This window comes from Demequina oxidasica (genome assembly GCF_000975115.1).
GTDB classification, from domain to species: Bacteria; Actinomycetota; Actinomycetes; order Actinomycetales; family Demequinaceae; genus Demequina; species Demequina oxidasica.
In genome coordinates, this window is the sequence record NZ_BBRE01000001.1 from 955474 (window position 1) to 974828 (window position 19355).

Here is a 19355-nt window from a genome sequence, read left to right on the forward strand (position 1 = left end):
CACACCGCCACCCACCAAACGAAACCTGGGTTAGGCCTGTGCTTTCCAACCACTCGGGTCGTGCAATAGCGGTCCGAACGCAAGTTCCGCTGCGCCCACGAGCAGGAGCTCGTCACCCAACCGCGCACGCTCAATGCGCACGTTGTCACCCAACGGGGCGAACGCATCGGCGAGCACACCGGCACGAATCCGCTCTTGGCGCGCACCGTAGAGGTCACCCAAGAAACCACCGAGGACGACGGCCTCAGGGTTGAAGACGGAGATGAGGTTGGCAATACCGTGTGCGAGCACATCCGCTTCCCTGTCGACCTCCGACTCGAATGGTTCAGGTGCTGGCGATCCCAACTGAGCAACGGCATCGGCCGCAGAGATGCCTGCCACCTCGGCGGCTGCTTGCAACCGGTTGAGGTTCACCTCGGTCTCGAGGCAACCCGTGCGGCCGCAGTAGCAGTCAACTCCCTCGCTGTTGACGAGGGTGTGGCCGAGCTCGCCCGCGAAACCGTTCGCGCCCACGAGTCGCGTGCCACCGGCGATCACGCCTCCACCAATTCCCGAAGCCGAGCCATTCAGGTACATCAGGTCGGCAGCGCCCTGACCCGCGCCAAACACGGCCACCGCGACCACGGCAACCGCAGCGTCGTTTCCCACCTGTACAGGTAGGCCCAGGGCATCGGACAGCTGCTCGCCCCAGGCGACGTCCTGCCAGCCCAAGTGAGGTGCGCGCGTCACCATGCCGGTACTTGTTTCCACGAGACCGGGAACGGCCACGCCCACACCAATCACACTGACACCGTCCGGGAGTTGCGCACGGACATCCTCGATCAGCTCAAGAGCGATGTCGAGGGCCTCGTCGGGAGTGGGAACGGAGTCTGTGGCACGGCGCGCACGCACCAGCACCTTGCCGCCGAGGCCGACTGCCCCCACTTCAATGGCGTCGATGTCGGGGTTGATCGCCAGCGCCACGATGCCAGCGCTCGGGTTCACCATGGGACTGGGGCGACCAACGGTTCCCGACTCCAGAGCGGCAGATTCAAACACGAATCCCGCGGCGGCAAGTTCGGTGTTGAGCGCCCCAATCGTGGAGCGGTTGAGGCCGGTGAGCTTAGTGAGCTCCGCCCGGGACAATGCTCCATGGTGGTGCACCAGCGTGAGGAGTGTAGAGAGGTTATGGCGGCGGGTCTGCTCGTTGCGTGAACCCGCACTTGCCGTGAGGTGCGAACCAGAGGTGGGGATGCTCACCGGGATCGGCCTCGCCTTCGTTTGTGGTCGAAACGAACATAACCTATGTGCCCCCGCAAGAGCAATTGTTGTTTCGCGTTGACACCGCGTCCGAGGCATGGTTATGTTGATGCCTACAACGTTTGGTCGCCGTCGACCAGGAACAGGATTCACCATGGCTCTTACGCCCACCCCCGAAGATCGCTTCTCCTTTGGCCTATGGACCCTTGGCTGGGAGGCGCAGGACCCCTTCGGCGGCCCCACCCGCCCACGCCTCGACACCGTCAAGGCCATTCACGGCCTCAAGGAAGCCGGCGCTTGGGGCATCACGTTCCACGACGACGACGTCTTCCCCTTCGGCGCCTCTGATGCCGAACGCCAGAAGGCCATCGACGACCTCAAGGGCGCCTGCGACGACACCGGCATCGTGGTCGAGATGGTCACCACCAACCTGTTCAGCCACCCCGTCTTCAAGGACGGCGGCTTCACGTCCAACGATCGCGGCGTGCGCCGCTTCGCCATGCGCAAGGTCATTCGCAACATCGACCTGGCCGCCGAGCTGGGCGCCAAGACGTTCGTCATGTGGGGCGGCCGCGAGGGCGCCGAATACGACAGCGCCAAGGACATCGGCGCCGCACTTGCGCGCTACCGCGAGGCCGTCAACGTGTTGGGTGACTACGTCACCGACAAGGGCTACGACATCAAGTTCGCCATCGAGCCCAAGCCCAACGAGCCCCGCGGTGACATCCTCCTGCCGACCATTGGCCACGCAATCGCGTTCATCAACACGCTCGAACGCCCCGAGCTCGTGGGCCTGAACCCCGAGACCGGCCACGAGCAGATGGCTGGTCTGAATTACACCGCTGGACTCGCGCAGGCTCTCGACTGCGGCAAGCTCTTCCACATCGACCTCAACGGCCAGCGCGGCATCAAGTACGACCAGGACCTGGTCTTTGGTCATGGCGACCTGCACAACGCCTTCTCCACGGTCGATCTGCTGGAGAACGGAAGCCCCAACGGCGGCCCCACCTACGACGGCCCGCGTCACTTTGACTACAAGCCCTCGCGCACCGAGGACGAGAACGGCGTGTGGGACTCCGTCAAGGCGAACATGGGCATGTACCTGATGCTCAAGGAACGCGCCCTGGCGTTCCGTGCCGACCCCGAGGTTCAGGAAGCTCTCGAGGCCGCTAAGGTCTACGAGCTCGGCCAGACCACCATGGGTGAAGGCGAAGACTACGACGACCTCATCGCGGACCGCGCCTCGTACGAGGACTTCGACGCAGAAGCCTACTTTGGCGGCAACGGATTCGGCTTTGTGCGCTTGCAGCAGCTCGCGTCTGAGCACCTGCTTGGCTTCCGTAACTAACACTGCTTGACCCGTTCTGCCCGATGCACCACGTCCCCCTCGTGGAGCATCGGGCAGAACGCTTTCTTAACCAACCCGAAAGGATGCGCGATGACGCTCGTCGCAGGAGTGGACTCCTCCACGCAAAGCTGCAAGGTGGTCGTGCGCGACCTCGAATCTGGCGCGGTGGTCCGCTCGGGACGCGCCTCACACCCCGACGGCAGTGAGGTCCCTCCGTCTGCTTGGTGGGAGGCCTTGCTCGGAGCCATCGCCGATGCCGGCGGACTTTCCGACGTCGACGCCGTCTCCGTCGGTGGCCAGCAGCATGGCATGGTCGCGCTCGACAAGGATGGCCGCGTCATCCGCGACGCCTTGCTGTGGAACGACACCCGGTCGGCCGGCGCCGCAGAGGACTTGATCTCCGAGGTGGGTGCAGAGCTACTCGCCGAGCGCACCGGACTGGTTCCCGTCGCATCGTTCACCATCACCAAGCTACGTTGGCTGCGAGACAATGAACCCAAGAATGCGGAGCGCGTTGCGGCGGTCGCACTGCCGCACGACTGGCTCACGTGGCGCCTACGTGGCTACGGTCCCACCGACGAATCCCCCTTGGGCCCCGACCTGGACGCGCTCACGACGGACCGCTCCGACGCGTCTGGAACCGGGTATTGGAGCCCCACCACCGGCGACTACGATCGCGGACTGCTCACCCGGGCCCTGGGCCACGATGCGATCCTTCCGCGCGTCCTCGCTCCCGGTGACGTGGTGGATACCCAGGCGACAGGCATCGGCGTGGACAGCATTGTGGTCGGCGTGGGCGCGGGCGACAACGCAGCGGCTGGCCTTGGGCTCGGCGCACGCGAGGGTGACGTGGTGATTTCCATCGGCACCTCCGGCACCGTCTTTGCCGTGACCGACTCCGTAGTACGAGACTCTGCGGGCACCGTAGCTGGCTTTGCCGACGCATCGGGCGCCTACCTGCCCCTTATCGCAACGTTGAACGCCGCTCGGGTGCTGGATGCTTTTACCCGCGTGCTCGGTGTAGACCACGATGAGTTGGGGCGGCTGGCCCTGGAGGCAGCGCCCGGCGCACAGGGCGCGGTACTGGTGCCCTACTTCGAGGGCGAACGCACACCTAATCTTCCCGATGCGACGGCGGGGCTCTCCGGCCTCACCCTCGCCTCGACAACACGACCCAACCTCGCACGCGCGGCCATCGAAGGCATGCTGTGCGGACTGGCCGACGGGCTCGAGGCAATTCGCGCGCAAGGCGTCGCCGCCGAGCGCGCACTCCTAATTGGCGGGGCGGCCCAGAACGAGGCCGTTTCGACCATTGCTGCTCAGGTGCTGGGCATCCCCGTGTCCGTACCCACCCCCGGCGAGTACGTGGCCATGGGCGCCGCCGTTCAGGCGGGGTGGTCCCTCACGGGCACACGCCCGTCATGGAGCGTCGATGCCGTGGAGGTGACCGGAGTTGAGTCGGAGCCGGTAATTCGCGAGCAGTACCGCGCGGCACAAAGCAGGGCGTGACACGCTCCGTTTCAAGCCTTTGACTGACGCGTCTGAGTTGGTTGCGCTGTAGGTTGAGTCACCTGAGCATGATCTACCAGGGAGCACCGTGAGCGATAGCACCGATATTCCGATCCGCGCTGGCCGCAAGCAATGGCTCTCGCTCATCGTGCTAGCCGCGGCATTGTCGATGATCGTGCTGGACGGCACCGTCGTGAGCGTCGCGCTCCCGACCATGATCACAGACCTGAGCCTCGACTTCAGTGAGGCCCAGTGGGTCAATGGCATCTACTCAGTCATTTTCGCCGCGCTACTCCTGACCACTGGCCGCATGGGGGACCGCCTTGGCCGCCGCAACCTGATGGTCGCGGGTGTCCTGCTGTTCGTGGCAGGTAGCATCATCGCCTCCACCGCCGCAGACGGCGACCAGCTCATCATCGCCAGGTTCATCCAAGGAATCGCTGGTGCCTTCATCCTGCCGACCACGCTGTCCACGGTGAACGCGACCTTCCGGGGTCGTGACCGTGCGGTGGCCTTTGGAGTATGGGGCGCGGTCATCTCCGGCGTCGCCGCGTTGGGCCCACTCCTGGGTGGCTGGCTGACGCAGAACTTCAACTGGGAATGGATCTTCCTTATCAACGTGCCGTTCGGCATCGTGATCCTGATCGCCACGTTCCTGGTTGTCCCCGAGACCCGAGCGAAGGTCATTGCCCCGGGCCTGGACATACTTGGACTCCTGCTTTCCAGCATCGGCTTTGGTGCTTTGGTCTTTGGCCTGATCGAAGGGGGATCACTTGGGTGGTGGACCCCCATCAAGGCGTTCGAGATCTTCGGCTTCACCTGGCCGACCGACTGGGCGCTGTCTCCAGTACCGATCGCCATTGGCATCGGTCTCCTGTGCCTGGTTCTCTTTGTCCCCTGGGAGCGCCACCGAGCCACCGCTGGCAAATCCGCGATCCTCGACCTCACCCTGTTCAGGTTCGCCACCTTCCGGTGGGGCAACCTGGTCGCCTTCTGCATCGCCATCGGCGAGTTCGGAATCCTCTTTGTTCTGCCGCTCTTCATCATCAACGCTATGGGGATGTCGACGCTCACAGCGGGCTTCATCCTTGCCGCGATGGGAATCGGCGCCTTCATCTCCGGCGCAAGTGCGCGTCACCTGTCCGCGAGATTTGGCGCCCCCACCGTGGTGGTCATCGGCGTGTCCGTCGAAGTGACGGGCGCGTTACTGGTGTCCTTCCTGCTCGCACCAACCGTGTCCGGCTGGCTGCTCGCCGCGGTGCTCACGTTCTACGGCTTGGGCCTTGGCCTCGCCTCGGCCCAGCTCGCCGGCACCGTCCTGGTGGACGTGCCAATGGAGGAGTCGGGTCAGGGGTCCGCCACCCAGAGCACCTCGCGCCAGGTCGGCTCGGCAATGGGCACCGCGGTCGTCGGCGCAATGCTCGCCGCGGGACTCGCGTTCTACCTGCCTACGCAGCTCAATACTGTTGACGGGCTGTCCACCTCGGAGGCAACCCAGATAGAGGCTGCCACCGAGCAGTCCGCAGGAAGTTCGATCACACAGATCCGCGACTCAGGCACGGAAGGCCAACTTGGTGTCGATGGGCCGGCTGTGGCCGACGCCCTGTCCGCGGGCATGGCCGATGCTTCCCGTTGGGCGTTGTGGATGGCGGCTGGATTCCTGGCCGTGGGAGTCCTCGGGTCACTGCGGCTGAGGGCGAAGTCCAAGGACAGCGCCGGGCAACAGGCCATCGACGCTGACACTGCATGAGTGCACGACGTCGCGAGGGATCAAGTGGACGCGCGCGCCACTAGTTCTGGCGGCACGACCACGGACATGGGCGCCGCTCCTGGCTCGGCAATGCGGCGCATGAGAAGGTCGGCCATGTGGCCGGCAATCGCCGTCATGGGCTGACGAATGCTAGTCAATGCCGGAATGGTGTTGAGGGCAACCGAACTGTCGTCGAAGCCCACGACCGCGACGTCGCCAGGCACTTCGCGCCCACTCTCGCGCAGAACGTCCAATACGCCTGCGGCCATCGCATCGTTGACCGCGAAAATGCCGTTGATTCCCGGATGCGCAGCGAGGAGACGTCTGGCGGCCAGCACGCCACCTTCGGTGGTCAGGTCGCCGTCCTCCTGCGCCACGTAAGCGACACCACGTCTCGCTGCGTCCTCGCGAAAACCCAAAGCGCGATCCGCGATTGAGGGCATGGCGAGGCCGCCCTCGACGCCGATCATCCCGAGCACCGTGCGCCCCAGTTCGATAAGGTGCGCAGACGCAAGGCGGCCGCCGTCAACTCCGGACACGTCAACGTAGCTCAAGGCCATATTGGCTACCGGGCGCGCAAATGCAACCACCGGACGACGTGCGCTCACGAGCATCGCCGGCATCGGATCGTCGTTGTGAGTGCTCACCAGCAAGGTTCCATCGACGCTGCCTGCACCTACGAAGCCGATCACCTGTTCGCGCGCATGTTGTGAATCTGCCAGCATCAATAGCGGGTGGACGTCATGCTTACGCAGAGCTCGGACGGCGGCGGTAAGAATGTTTCCGAAGAACGGGTCGCTGAGGATTTGTCCCACGGCCTGGTCCTCGTCCTCCCCGCCGCCCGCAGAGGACACGACCACCGCGACAGCGCCCGTGCGGCGGGTGACGAGAGAGCGCGCGGCTTGATTTGGCACGTATCCCGTTTCCGCCAACGCGGCGGTCACTGCTGCAAATGCCTCGGGCGTCACGGGCCTGGTGCCGGTCACAACTCGGGACGCTGTCGCACGGGACACGCCGGCGACGCGCGCGACGTCCTCCAGCGTCGAGGGGCCTCCCTCGCGGCCACGACTCTTCTCAGGTGCGCTACTCACGACATGAACTTACCATGCCTGGAGAGCGCTCTCCCAAACAACTATGGCCGAACGCGTTTCAGGCGCAGATTCGTCCCTTTTGCCGCGATATTCCGCCATTGCCACTTGACAGCCGCCGAATAGGTGCTCACAATGGAGCATCTTGGAGAGCGCTCTCCCAGCGCTTCCCACCGTTCAATGGCGAACTGCCCGGAAGTCGTTGGCGTCAATGCGGACGTCGACACGCCGCCGGGAACCAGTGACACAAGGAACCCCATGACTGTTCAAACGTCCACTCCACGGCCCCGTCCGCGAGGCCGCTCTCGAGCACTGATCTCCTGTGCATTGGCCACGCTAGTGGCGACACCGCTGGTAGTGCTCCCGACCACGGCTGCCTCGGCTGCCGCACCAACATTGCTGTCGCAAGGGCAGCCCACCACGGCAACTTCCACAGAGAACGCGGACTACACGCCTGCCTCCGCCGCAGTGGACGGCGACCTCAATACGCGGTGGAGCTCGAACTTCGCGGACCAGCAGGACCTCACCGTTGAGTTGGCCCAGGCTTCCACCCTGGACCATGTCGCACTGTCCTGGGAGGGTGCCTACGGCAAGGGCTACGAGATTCAGGTATCCGACGACGGTACCCAGTGGACAACCGCTGCGACTGTCACAGACGGCAACGGTGGCGATGACGTCGTCGACCTAAGCGGCGCTCAGGGAAAGTTCGTGCGCTTCCACGGCACTGAGCGCGGCACGGGCTACGGCTACTCCCTCTGGGAGTTTCAGGTATTTGGCAGTGCGGGCGTCGACGGTGGCGGCGACGGAGGCGACGGAGGCGACAACGGTGGCGGTGCCACTCAGTGCGGCTCAGACGACGTCGCGTTGCTTGGCACGGCAACCGCGGACTCCTTCGAGAACGAGGACTACTACCCCGCGAGCAACGCGGTGGACGGCAAGGCCGACACTCGGTGGGCCAGCGGCACCGACGATGACGCCGCTCTCACGGTCGACCTCGGTCAGTCGACGGCCGTGTGCGGCGTGGACCTCGACTGGGAGGGTGCCTACGGCAAGGGCTTCAAGATCCAGCTCTCCAATAACGGCAGCTCCTGGACGACTGCGGCCACCGTCACCGACGGCAGCGGTGGGGATCAGTCCCTCGCTGTCGAGGGTGAGGCTCGCTACGTCCGCTTCCAGGGAGTCGAGCGCGGCACTGGCTACGGCTACTCGCTCTGGGAGTTCGCCGTTCGCGGTGCTGCCGCCGATGGCGGCGGTGACGGCGACGGCGGCGATGGTGGCGGCGACGGCGACAACGGCGGCGGCGACGGCGACAACGGCGGCGGCGAGCACCAAAACCCGTACCCCGATTACGTCAACGCGGGTTGGGGAACCAACCAGGGCGCACTGACCGGCACCAGCCACGTTGAGGTTGTACCGTACGGCGAGGGATGGCGCCTTGAGGTCAACGGCGACCCGTACACGGTTCGCGGCCTCACGTGGGGCCCGGACTTCTCCACGGCTGATCACTACATGCCAACCCTTGCGGCCATGGGCGCCAACACCACGCGTACTTGGGGCACGGGTCCCGACACCGCGACCTTGCTCGACTCGGCGGCCAATAAAGGTGTCCGCGTCATCATGGGCTTCTGGCTTGTGCCCGGCGGTGGCCCCGGCTCAGGCGGTTGCGTCTCCTATCAGGGGGCTAGCGACTACAAGACCGAGGTTCGGGCCCATATTCTCGACCAGGTCAACGCCTATAAGTCTCACCCCGGCGTACTGATGTGGTCGGTGGGCAACGAGTCGATTCTCGGGATGGGCGACTGCTACTCCGGTGCGGAACTCGAAGCCGAGCGCAACGCGTACACGACCTTCGTCAACGACATGGCCATCGAGATCCACGCAATCGATGCCGACCACCCTGTGTCGTCGACTGACGCCTGGACCGGAGCATGGGCGTATTACAAGGCCAACTCCCCTGACCTCGACCTCCTTCAGCTCAACTCATACGGGGACGTGTGCAACACGGCCCAGGTTTGGGAAGACGGTGGCTACGACCGCCCGTACATCATCACCGAGGGTGGCGCAGATGGCGAGTGGGAGGTGCCGGATGACATCAACGGCATCCCCGACGAGCCCACTGACATCGAAAAGGGTGCTGCGTATGTGGATTCATGGAAGTGCATCATGGAGCACAAAGACAAGGGTCTAGGTGCAACGTTCTTCCACTTCGGCACCGAGGGTGACTTTGGCGGCGTTTGGTTCAATGTGCTTCCCGGAGACAACAAGCGCCTGGGTTATTACGCCCTGGCCAAGACCTGGGGCAAGAACATCGACGCGATGAACACCCCTCCGGAGATGTACTCCATGGAAATTCCCGGCTCAACCTCGATCGAGGCTGGTCAGAAGTTCACTGTCAAGACTGATGTTGTTGACCCCGACGGGGACGACATCAACTACGTAATGTTCCTCAACAGCAAGTACATCAACGGCGCGGGCGGCCTGGCACAGGTCGACTTCAACGAGATCTCGCCCGGAACGTTTGAGGCCACTGCGCCCGAGACGCTCGGCGTGTGGAAGGTGTACGTCTTCGCCGAGGACGGCAACAGCAACGTCGGAGTCGACACGCGGTCCATTCGCGTTGTCGCCCCGCAGGTTACCGGCACCAACATCGCCGAGGGCAAGCCCGCCACCGCGTCGAGCTTCGACCCGTACAACGGTGACTTCACTCCCAAGCAGGCGTTCGACGGCAACCCCGCAACTAGGTGGTCGAGCGACTGGAACGACAACGAGTGGGTTCAGGTTGACCTGGGCTCCGTCCAGTCCTTCGACAAGGTCCAGCTGGTCTGGGAAACGGCCTTCGGAAGCGCGTATGAGATTCAGACCTCAAACGACGGCAACTCGTGGACCACGGTCGGTTCCGAGACGGCAGGAAATGGTGGCATCGACTCGCTCGACGTCTCCGGATCCGGGCGCTACGTGCGCCTCGCCCTGAGCGACCGTGGCACCGAGTGGGGCTACTCCCTGTTCGAGATGGGGGTGTACAGAAACTGAGTCCGACGTGGGGCGCCGGCGTGCGAGCGTCGGGGCCCCGCGAGGCCCGGTTGTCTGAGGGGACCGCGGTGCCAACCAGCGCATGAGCACCGTGCTTTGTGCGCTAGCTCTAGCCCGGGCGGGGTCTTCCCTGCCCGCGTTCCACCAGATAACGACGTCAAAGGAGTCGACAATGTCACACACCAAGTCCCGGGGCAGTACGTCTCGACTGCTGCCTTCCGGCAGCCTGCCCAAGTCACGCGGAGCCGTGCTCGCACTCAGCGCTGCGGCCTGCATCGGCGCTATCGCAATGGCCACTGCATCCGCCGCTGTCGCCGCCGATGGTGACCCCATCTCGCAGGGCCACGACGCATCAGCCTCCACCACCGAGGCGGCCTTTACGGGGGCACGTTTCGCGTTTGACGGCGACCCCTCCACGCGTTGGGCGAGCCAACCGACCGACGACCAGTGGCTGCGGGTGGACCTCGGCGCACCTGCGGACATCAGTTCCGTCGAACTGGACTGGGAGGCCGCGTACGGCTCGGCCTATCAGATCCAGGTCTCCGACGACCAGAACAATTGGACCACTGTCGCCTCGGTTACTGGCGGCGATGGCGGCACTGACACGCTCGATGTCGATGCGAACGGACGCTACGTACAGCTCGTCACCTCTGAGCGCGGCACCGGCTACGGCTACTCGCTGTGGGAGTTCAAGATCTTCGGCAACGGCGGCACGAGTACCGTCGATGACGACCCGCTACCAGTCTTCGATGACGAGGTCACGCACCACGAATTCCAGGCCAATTGTACGCCATCGCACTACGATTTCGACGATCCGATCGTGTTCCCTGGCCAGCCCGGGCGCTCACACCTGCACACGTTCATGGGCAATGAAAGCACCGATGCATACACCACCATCGAGTCGCTATTCGATAACCCCAGCACGACCTGCACCGTGCCTGGCGACCACTCCGCGTACTGGTTCCCGACCCTGATGAACGGTGACACCCCGGTGAAGCCGACCATCAAGGAGACCATCTACTACAAGTCCGGAATCCTGGACTACCGCTCCGTTCAGCCCTTCCCTGAAGGTCTGCGCCTGATCGCCGGCGACATGATGGCGACCCCCGCATCATTCGAGAACGGCCCTGGTGCCGTAGAGGGTTGGGAGTGCGGAAACCTGTCCAAGCAGTGGTCCATTCCGGATTATTGTGACGCGGGATCGGAGCTCAACATCCGCCTTCAGGCCCCCAGCTGCTGGAACGGAGTCGACCTCGATTCACCCAACCACAAGACCCACATGGCGTACCCGGTCAACGGCGAGTGCCCCCCGAGTCACCCCGTGCCCGTGCCGATGCTTGAGTTCAAGATTGGCTGGCCCGTGAGTGGCGACATGACACAGGTCCACCTGGTCAGCGGTTCAGACCAGTCGTGGCACTACGACTTCATGAACGGCTGGGAGCCGGAGATTCAGCGCGCGCTCGTGCGTCAGTGCATCAACGGAGGCCTGCAGTGCAGCCCGCAGGGATACGACCAGTACAAGCCGCACCGCGGCTCCGCTCTCACAGCTGACTTCCAGCTGCCTTAACCCAATCCATTGGTGGCGGGACGGGTCGCACCCGCGGCCCGTCCCACCACCCGCATTTCTCAAAGGAGAGAACATGAGTTTCCACCACCTATCGCGCCGGGTAGCCGGCGCCGGGGGCCTGGCCCTCGCTCTCGCCGTCGGGACCCTGGCCTTGCCAGCTGCCGCCGCCGAGCCCACCCTGCTCTCACAAGGAAAGTCCGTCATCGCATCGTCCGTAGAAAACGCCGACTACACCCCGGCCAGCGCGGCCGTTGATGGCAATACCGGCACTCGTTGGTCCTCCAAGCCGACCAATGACGAGTGGATCCAGGTTGACCTCGGCGCCGTTTCAACTCTCGACCGCGTCGAGCTCGCGTGGGAGGGCGCGTACGGCACTGACTACAAAATTGAAGTCTCCGACGATGGCCAGAACTGGACGACGGCGGCAACGGTCACAGCGGGCGACGGCGCTGACGACAACGTGGGCCTTGGCGGCGCGACTGGGCGCTACGTGCGGCTAGACGGCGACAAGCGTGCCACCGGCTACGGCTACTCCCTCTGGGAGATGCAGGTCTACGGGACGCCCGGCGCCGACGACGGCGGCGGCGGTAACGAGGGCAGCGGCGATTGCTCGGATGACAACGTCGCTGTGGGGAAGGCTGCCACGGCATCGTCTTCGGAGAATTCCGCCAACCTCAACGCCGGCGCAGCAGTAGATGGCGACCCGGGCACGCGTTGGGCCAGTGCGGCGACGGACAATGAGTGGATTCAGGTAGACCTGGGCGAATCTCAGAACGTTTGCCAGATCGACCTCGACTGGGAGGCTGCCTACGGCAAGGCCTTCAAGATTCAGGTTTCAGACGATGCTCAGGCGTGGGAGACCATCAAGACCATCACCGATGGCTCGGGCAGCGACCAGACGATCGAGGCTGCGGGCACGGGACGCTACGTGCGGCTGGCAGGCGAGCAGCGTGGAACCGGCTACGGCTACTCTCTCTGGGAAATGGGTATTCACGTGGGCGGCGAAGGGTCAAACGAGGACATTGACATCGAGACTGGCGGGGACCTCGGTCCGAATGTCCACATCTACGACGAGTCCACGCCGACGGCCGAGATCCAAGCCGAGCTGGACGCCGCACACGTGCAGCAGGAATCCGACCAGTTTGGTGAGGGACGCTTCCAGTTCCTCTTCAAGCCTGGCACGTACCCCGTGCACGCCCACGTCGGCTTCTACACCTCGGTGAGCGGAGCGGGCCAGGACCCCGACGACGTGAACATCACCGGCGGTGTCTGGGCCGATGCTCAGTGGTTCGGTGGCAACGCCACTCAGAACTTCTGGCGTTCCGTTGAGAACCTGAAGATCACCCCGAGCACCGGCGACAACCGCTGGGCCGTGTCACAGGCCGCGCCCATGCGTCGCGTCCACGTGGACGGAGCACTCTCGGTTCACTCGTCCGCTTACGGTTGGGCCTCGGGCGGCTTCATCGCCGACTCCAAGGTCGAGGGTCAGGTCAACGGTTACACGCAGCAGCAGTGGTACACGCGTGACTCAAACCTTGTAGGCGGATGGGACGGCACCCTGTGGAACATGACGTTCTCGGGCGTGCAGAACGCGCCAGCGTCGACCTTCCCCGAGCCTGCGGTGACCACTCTGGACACCACCGGCACGGTCAAGGAGAAGCCGTACATCTACTGGGACGAGTCGGCCAACGACTGGGCCGTCTTTGTTCCCGAGCTTCGGTCCGGAACCACCGGAACCACGTGGGAGAACGGCCACACGGCCGGAACCTCCCTGCCGCTCGACGACTTCTATGTCGCCCAGCCCGGTGATGACGCGGCCAAGATCAACGCGGCACTCGACCAGGGCATCAACGTCCTGTTCACGCCAGGCATCTACCGCCTGTCCGAGACCATTGAAGTCACCAAGCCCGACACCGTCGTCATGGGCCTTGGCTACGCAACGATCATCCCGACCGCCGGCCAGACGGCCATGACGGTCGCCGATGTAAGCGGAGTCACCGTTGCAGCACTGCTGTTCGATGCCGGAGAGACCAAGTCGCCAGCAATGCTGGAAATTGGTACCGAGGGATCCAATGCTAGCCACGCAAGTGACCCGACCTCCATCCACGATGTCTTTGTACGCGTCGGCGGCGCCGTCGCGGGAAAGACTGACGCTGGCGTAATCGTTAACTCCAACGACACGATCATCGACCACGTGTGGCTGTGGCGAGGAGACCACGGCGAGGGTATCGGCTGGGACCTCAATACCTCGGACTATGGCCTCATAGTCAACGGCAATGACGTCAAGGCGTACGGCCTGTTCGTCGAGCACTTCCAGAAGTACAACACCCTCTGGAACGGCGAACGTGGTCGCACGATCTTCTATCAGAACGAGCTCCCTTACGACCCGCCGAGCGTCGAAGCATGGTCACATGACGGTATCCGCGGTTACGCGGCGTACAAGGTAGCGGACAACGTTGCCGAGCATGAGGCTTGGGGACTCGGTTCGTACTGTGTATTCACCACGGACTCGTCGATCACCGTGGACAACGGGTTCGAGGTACCCGACGTACCGGGTGTGAAGATGCACTCGCTGCTCACGGTGTCGCTTGGCGGCGCTGGAGTCTATGAACACGTCATCAACGGCACGGGACCCACGGCTCAGGGCACCGAGACGGTCCCGGCCAAGGTCGCGTTTTATAGCAACGGATCAGGAAGTTAAGCCGCTGATCTGAAGCGGCAAACGGGTCGTCTAGCCACATCGGCGCGGCGGCCCGTTTGCGTTGTCACACATTTTCGTGAAACCAGAAGAGCGAGCCGACATCCGCCGGCTCGCTCTTCCTATTGTTTCTCTCCGTCGAGGTGACAGTGTTTGGTTTCACGACATCCTTCACACATGTGTCGCGACATCGTTCACACCCCTCCACGATGAGGAATGGCTAACTCAGATCGAAACCAGGTCATTGTTTTAGCGGTCATCGAGGGCGGCATGACCGTCTCCGAAGCGGCCAGTCGCTTCAACGTCTCTCGACGCTGGATCCACACTCTTTTAGCCCGCTATCGAACTGGCGGGCTAAGCGCTCTAGAGCCCGGCTCTCGGGCCCCTAGAACCTCGCCCCACGCCACCGCGCCTCAGCTACGAGACAGAGTTCTTCAACTCCGCACGAACCTGAAACTCGACGGCCTAGACGCTGGCGCAGAGTCCATCCACGACCGCCTCACCCTCGAGGTCGACACCCCACCATCGGTCTCCACGATCTGGCGCATCCTGCGCGCAGCAGGATCAGTGACCCCCCAACCTCAGAAACGACCACGCTCGTCCTGGATCCGGTTCGAAGCCCCCGCCCCCAACGGCTGCTGGCAGTCCGACATGACCCACTGGCACCTGGCCGGCGACAACGGTGTCGAGATCATCACGTGGCTCGACGACCACTCCCGCATGGTCCTGTCCATCAGCTGCCACAGTGCCGTCACAGGAAAAATCGTCACCGACACCTTCCTTGCCACCACCAAAGAACACGGACTACCAGCGTCAACACTGACAGACAACGGCATGATCTTCACCACGAGGTTTGCCCGCGGCAAAGGCGGACCCAACCACTTCGAACACGTCATCGCGTCCTACGGCATCACCCAGAAGAACGGCCACCCCGGCTACCCGCAAACCTAAGGCAAAATCGAACGCTTCCACCAAACCCTCAAGAAATGGCTCAACGCCCGCCCCGCAGCAGACACCCTGGACACTCTCCAAGACCAACTGAACGCCTTCCAACACGTCTACAACCACGAGCGCCCCCACCGCTCACTCGGCCGGCGCACCCCAGCAGTCGCCTATGCCGCACTACCTAAAACCGGGCCCACCATCGAGCTCCTGGAACGCCACTGGCGCGTCCGCCACGACACCGTCGACAAAGCAGGCGTCATCACCTTGCGCTGGGCCGGCAAACTACGCCACCTCGCCATCGGACGCGCCCACACAGGCCACGCAATCCTTCTCCTCATCGCAGCAAACGACACCCTCGTCATCGACCACACCACCGGCGAAATCATCGCCGAACACACCCTCACACTGAACCGCGACTACCACCCCAAGAAACAACAAAAGCCCCTCCCGAAGGAGGGGCTCTCGCCGTGAAAAACCCGAGACACCTGTGAACGATGTCCCGACACTTCACACCGTCGGGGTGACAGGATTTGAACCTGCGACCTCGTCGTCCCGAACGACGCGCGCTACCAAGCTGCGCCACACCCCGATTGAAGCCTGCCTAGAATATCCGACCCAACGACGGAAAGCGAACTGCCACCTAGTCGCGAGGGACCAGCGTCACCACGGTTGCTTCCGGTCGGCACGCAAAACGTACTCGCGCGTACGGCGAGGTGCCAACTCCGGCTGACACGTGCAACCACATCGATGCCGGATCGCCCTGGTCTGGCCGCAGCCCGGGATAGCCGTGCAGCCCCTTCGCGCGTGTTCGATCGATGTCGCAGTTGGTGACCAGCGCTCCCATTCCCGGAACGCACACCTGGCCCCCATGAGTGTGACCGGCCAGGGTGAGCACCACGCCATCTTCGTGGAGCGCATCGAGGGCACGGCGGTAGGGGGCGTGCACCACGCCGACATGCAGGTCGCCTCGTACCCCGTCATCCGAGGGCATCGAGTCGCGCTGAATATGCGGGTCGTCCATGCCGACAAAGGAAATCTCCTGTCCCGCCACAGAGACCGTGCCTCGAGCATTGTTGAGATTGGTCCAGCCCACGCCCTCCAGCACCGTGGTGAGCGATTGCGTAGGCAAGAGCGGACGCGTGGACTCGAGGCCCGATGGTGCCTTGAAGTACTTGAAGGGATTGATGGGCGTGGGCGCGTAGTAGTCGTTCGAGCCGTAAACGAACGCTCCTGGCAGTTCGAAGAGCGGCGTCAGGGCGCGCGCCACTGCTGGAACGGCATCGGCGTGCGCGAGGTTGTCACCGGTGGTGACCACCAGGTCAACATTCTCACGGGCAAGGGACCTCACCCACTCGATGCGACGCTCCTGAGTGGGGGTCAGGTGCAGGTCCGAAAGGTGGAGGATTCTTACTGGCGCGGAGCCAGCGGGCAGGAGCGGAACTGTGACCCGTCGGGTCGTGTACGCATGAGCCTCGGCAAATCCCCAGGCCAAACCTGCGGCCGCGGTCGCTCCCGCGACCGCGAGCGCGGTCCTTACGTTCGGCACCGGCTAGTTGCCATCCCGATTCTTCTTGTCCTTGCCGTTGCCGTTCTCGCCGCCGTCACCAGGTACCGGGAAGTCCGGATCGGGGGTCGGCGTCACGACGGGATCCGGCTCTGGCGGTTGCCAACCGTTTGGAGGGTTGGACGAGAACTCGGCTGGCGGCCACGCCGTGCCCCAATAGTCATCAGGTGCCTTCAGCGGATCCCAATCGGAGGGCCATTCGGTCCACCATCCAGGACGCTCGTCGGTGGCGACCGTGATCTGAATCGTCGTACCTGGCAACGCCTTGCTTCCGGCGCGGGGGCTCTGACCGATGATGGTGCCGGGTGACACGCTCGGGTCATAGCGCGAGCTGGAGTTTGCGGAAGTCTGGAAGCCGGCATCGATGATGATGTAGCGCGAGGAATCCGCACCCTTGCCGATCACTGAAGGAACGGTTTGTGGCACACCATTGAGAACAGTATCCACGGGGGTAGCCAGAGGCAGGTTCTCCTCACCGTCGAGTGCGCGGTCCATGAAGTTCTTCCACGTGGGCCCGGAGATGGTGGCACCAAAGAAGGCCTGCTGCCACAGCCCACCAATGGTCATGTACTGGGCGGGCACGTCCTTGTCTGGGTTTCCCATCCATACAGTCGTTACCAGCTGAGGGGTGAAGCCCATGAACCACAGGTGCGTGTTCTCGTTAGAGGTACCAGTCTTACCCGCGGCGGGACGGCCGTCGGCGAGCTGAACGAACCGTCCGGTTCCCTCTTGGATCACCTGCTGCATGCCGTAGGAGACGCCATCAGCGATCTCGGCCGGAATGGCCTCAACGCAGTTCTCGGCCGGCACTGCGACATCCTTGCCCTCGGCGTCGGTGATGCTGAGGATGGCGATGGGGTCGCAACGAACGCCGTGGTTCGCAATGGTCTGCGCGACGTTGGCCATCGTCAAAGGAGACGCATTCTGGGTACCGAGCGACATTGACGGCACGATCTCGATGTCTGCTCCGTCAGCGCGGTGGAAGCCAAGCTTTTGGGCCATGTCCTTGACACCACAGAGGTCCAGCTGGTTCGTCATCGCGACGTAGGCGGTGTTGACCGAGTTCTGAGTGGCGCGCAACACAGTCTGCGATGTTGAGCTTTCTCCTGAGTTCGCAGGCTTCCAGTCCGGCTGCCCCTTGAACGGAGTATCACCCAGGCATTCCGCGCGCCAACTGTCTGCTTCCCAGGCACGAATATTTCCACTCACCACTTGGTTAAGAGCGTGGCCGGTGGACAGCCAGTCGGCAAGGATGATCGGCTTGAAGGTCGAGCCCGGCGAGAATCCTCGTGACCCGCCATACTCGCGGTCAACCGCGTAGTTGATGGCCGTCGAGTTCGGCTCCTTCGCGGAAGGGTCAAAGTCACGGTTCTGCGCCATCGTCAGGATCTCTCCGGACGTGGGCTCTAGCGCAACCAGAGCCATCGCGAATCCACTGGGGTCGTCCGCAGGAATCGAATTGCGCAACTCTTCGTTAGCAATCTTCTGCTTCTTGACGTCGAGGGTGGTGATGATGTTCAGCCCACCCTTGCGAAGTAGGTCATCGCCCTTGAGCGTCAACTCATCAGAGTTAAAGATGGGGTCCTTCGCGATGATCTTGGTCACGTAGTCGCAGAAGAATGGCGCATCTGTCGCAGCGGCGCAAGAAACCTTGGGGTGGTGGATGTCGAGATAGTCCTCGATCGGGGTCGCGACGTACTCGTCGTACTCCTCGTCCGTGATCATGCCCTGCTCGTGCATGCGGTCCAGCACCAAGTTACGACGTTCGGTGCCGTTGTCGGGGTGACGGTCAGGGTCCCACTTAGAAGGATTCTGCGTGATGCCTGCGATAGTGGCGGCCTCAATGGCATTTACCTCAGCCGCCGACTTACCAAAGTAGAACTGCGCCGCCGCCTCGACGCCGTAGATGTTGATACCGAACTGAGCGATATTCAGGTACTGCTCGAGCACCTGCTCTTTGCCACAGTCGGCCTCGGGGGCGTCGGTGCAACTGGTACCCATCTGCTTGTTGACGCTGTCCTCGTAAGCGAGCGCTAGGCTCCACTCCCGAATCTTGCGCGCCAGCGACGTCTCGACCGCAGCCTTCTGGGCCTCTTCATCGCCCGCGGACTCGGCGTTCTGGAAGAGCGTGTTCTTAATAAGTTGCTGGGTCAGCGTGGACGCACCTGCCGACGAGTCAGAGGTCAGGTTCTTGGCCGCGGCACTCAGCACCCCCTCACCGTCAACGCCGTTGTGCTCCCAGAAGCGCTTGTCCTCGACGGACACCACGGCCTTCTGGAGCCACGGAGAAATGTTCTCGAGCGGCTCAACTACGCGGTTCTGGGAGTAGAACGTCGCGAGGAGCACCTTGCCGGTGCGGTCATAGATGTTCGACTGCTGCGGGAGGTCGGTGAACTCCATCTCCGTCGGCAGTTCCTCGAACAAATCCGAGGTGCCGTTGGCTGCTGAGCCCGCCACTGTGACAGCGGGTAGCGCCAATCCTGCAATCAAAAACCCGCCCATGACGGAGAACGCCACGAACAACAACAGCCCGGTGAGAAGCTGAACAAGAGTCACGCGACCATCTTGGCGCGCGCGATCAGATGTGAATAAACCCATTTACCAACCTTACGTCTCA

10 protein-coding genes, 1 tRNA gene and 1 pseudogene are annotated in these 19355 nt (G+C 63.4%); 7 read left to right on the plus strand and 5 right to left on the minus strand.

What is annotated here, in order from left to right:
• Window positions 1-30: 30 nt before the first annotated feature.
• Window positions 31-1239, minus strand: a complete 1209-nt coding sequence (locus AOP77_RS04435; protein ID WP_062209824.1) for an ROK family protein — start codon at window positions 1237-1239, stop codon at window positions 31-33.
• A gap of 154 nt (window positions 1240-1393) precedes the next feature.
• Between AOP77_RS04435 and xylA the strand changes: the two genes are divergently transcribed.
• The 3 genes from xylA to AOP77_RS04450 all read left to right on the plus strand — a co-directional run bounded on the left by xylA (window position 1394) and on the right by AOP77_RS04450 (window position 5846).
• A complete protein-coding gene (gene xylA, locus AOP77_RS04440) occupies window positions 1394-2587 on the plus strand; it encodes a xylose isomerase (protein WP_062209827.1) in 1194 nt (397 codons plus the stop codon).
• A gap of 90 nt (window positions 2588-2677) precedes the next feature.
• Window positions 2678-4096, plus strand: coding sequence for a xylulokinase (xylB, locus tag AOP77_RS04445; protein WP_062209831.1), 1419 nt, complete (start codon window positions 2678-2680; stop codon window positions 4094-4096).
• An 88-nt stretch (window positions 4097-4184) separates the two neighbouring features.
• Window positions 4185-5846: a DHA2 family efflux MFS transporter permease subunit gene (locus AOP77_RS04450; protein WP_062209835.1), complete on the plus strand. Its 1662-nt coding sequence runs from the start codon at window positions 4185-4187 to the stop codon at window positions 5844-5846.
• A gap of 20 nt (window positions 5847-5866) precedes the next feature.
• Here AOP77_RS04450 and AOP77_RS04455 read toward each other — a convergent pair whose 3' ends face one another.
• Window positions 5867-6937: a LacI family DNA-binding transcriptional regulator gene (locus AOP77_RS04455; protein WP_062209850.1), complete on the minus strand. Its 1071-nt coding sequence runs from the start codon at window positions 6935-6937 to the stop codon at window positions 5867-5869.
• Between the two features lie 255 nt (window positions 6938-7192).
• On the opposite strand from AOP77_RS04455, the gene AOP77_RS04460 reads away from it, so the two are divergent.
• The 4 genes and pseudogenes from AOP77_RS04460 to AOP77_RS04475 all read left to right on the plus strand — a co-directional run bounded on the left by AOP77_RS04460 (window position 7193) and on the right by AOP77_RS04475 (window position 15645).
• Complete coding sequence (locus AOP77_RS04460; RefSeq protein ID WP_169746469.1) at window positions 7193-9964, plus strand: discoidin domain-containing protein; 2772 nt, start codon at window positions 7193-7195, stop codon at window positions 9962-9964.
• Window positions 9965-10136: 172 nt separating this feature from the next.
• On the plus strand, window positions 10137-11531 hold the full coding sequence (locus AOP77_RS04465) for a DUF1996 domain-containing protein (RefSeq protein WP_062209856.1): 1395 nt from the start codon (window positions 10137-10139) through the stop codon (window positions 11529-11531).
• 73 nt (window positions 11532-11604) lie between these two features.
• Entirely contained in the window at window positions 11605-14232 is a 2628-nt protein-coding gene (locus tag AOP77_RS04470) for a discoidin domain-containing protein (RefSeq protein WP_084622292.1), read from the plus strand.
• A gap of 213 nt (window positions 14233-14445) precedes the next feature.
• A pseudogene (locus tag AOP77_RS04475) lies at window positions 14446-15645 on the plus strand (IS481 family transposase).
• Between the two features lie 44 nt (window positions 15646-15689).
• Here the strand turns inward: AOP77_RS04475 and AOP77_RS04480 are convergent.
• The 3 genes from AOP77_RS04480 to AOP77_RS04490 form a co-directional block, all read right to left on the minus strand.
• Window positions 15690-15763 (minus strand) — tRNA-Pro (locus AOP77_RS04480).
• Between the two features lie 51 nt (window positions 15764-15814).
• Entirely contained in the window at window positions 15815-16720 is a 906-nt protein-coding gene (locus tag AOP77_RS04485) for a metallophosphoesterase (RefSeq protein WP_062209859.1), read from the minus strand.
• 3 nt (window positions 16721-16723) lie between these two features.
• A complete protein-coding gene (locus AOP77_RS04490; protein ID WP_160300044.1) occupies window positions 16724-19294 on the minus strand; it encodes a penicillin-binding protein in 2571 nt (856 codons plus the stop codon).
• Window positions 19295-19355: the final 61 nt, after the last annotated feature.

Bases quoted from the DNA above. Each gene is read 5' to 3' on its own strand.
- AOP77_RS04465 (WP_062209856.1), top strand. From the start codon at position 10,137: ATGTCACACACCAAGTCCCGGGGCAGTACGTCTCGACTGCTGCCTTCC.
- xylB (WP_062209831.1), top strand. From the start codon at position 2,678: ATGACGCTCGTCGCAGGAGTGGACTCCTCCACGCAAAGCTGCAAGGTG.
- xylA (WP_062209827.1), top strand. From the start codon at position 1,394: ATGGCTCTTACGCCCACCCCCGAAGATCGCTTCTCCTTTGGCCTATGG.
- AOP77_RS04460 (WP_169746469.1), top strand. From the start codon at position 7,193: ATGACTGTTCAAACGTCCACTCCACGGCCCCGTCCGCGAGGCCGCTCT.
- AOP77_RS04470 (WP_084622292.1), top strand. From the start codon at position 11,605: ATGAGTTTCCACCACCTATCGCGCCGGGTAGCCGGCGCCGGGGGCCTG.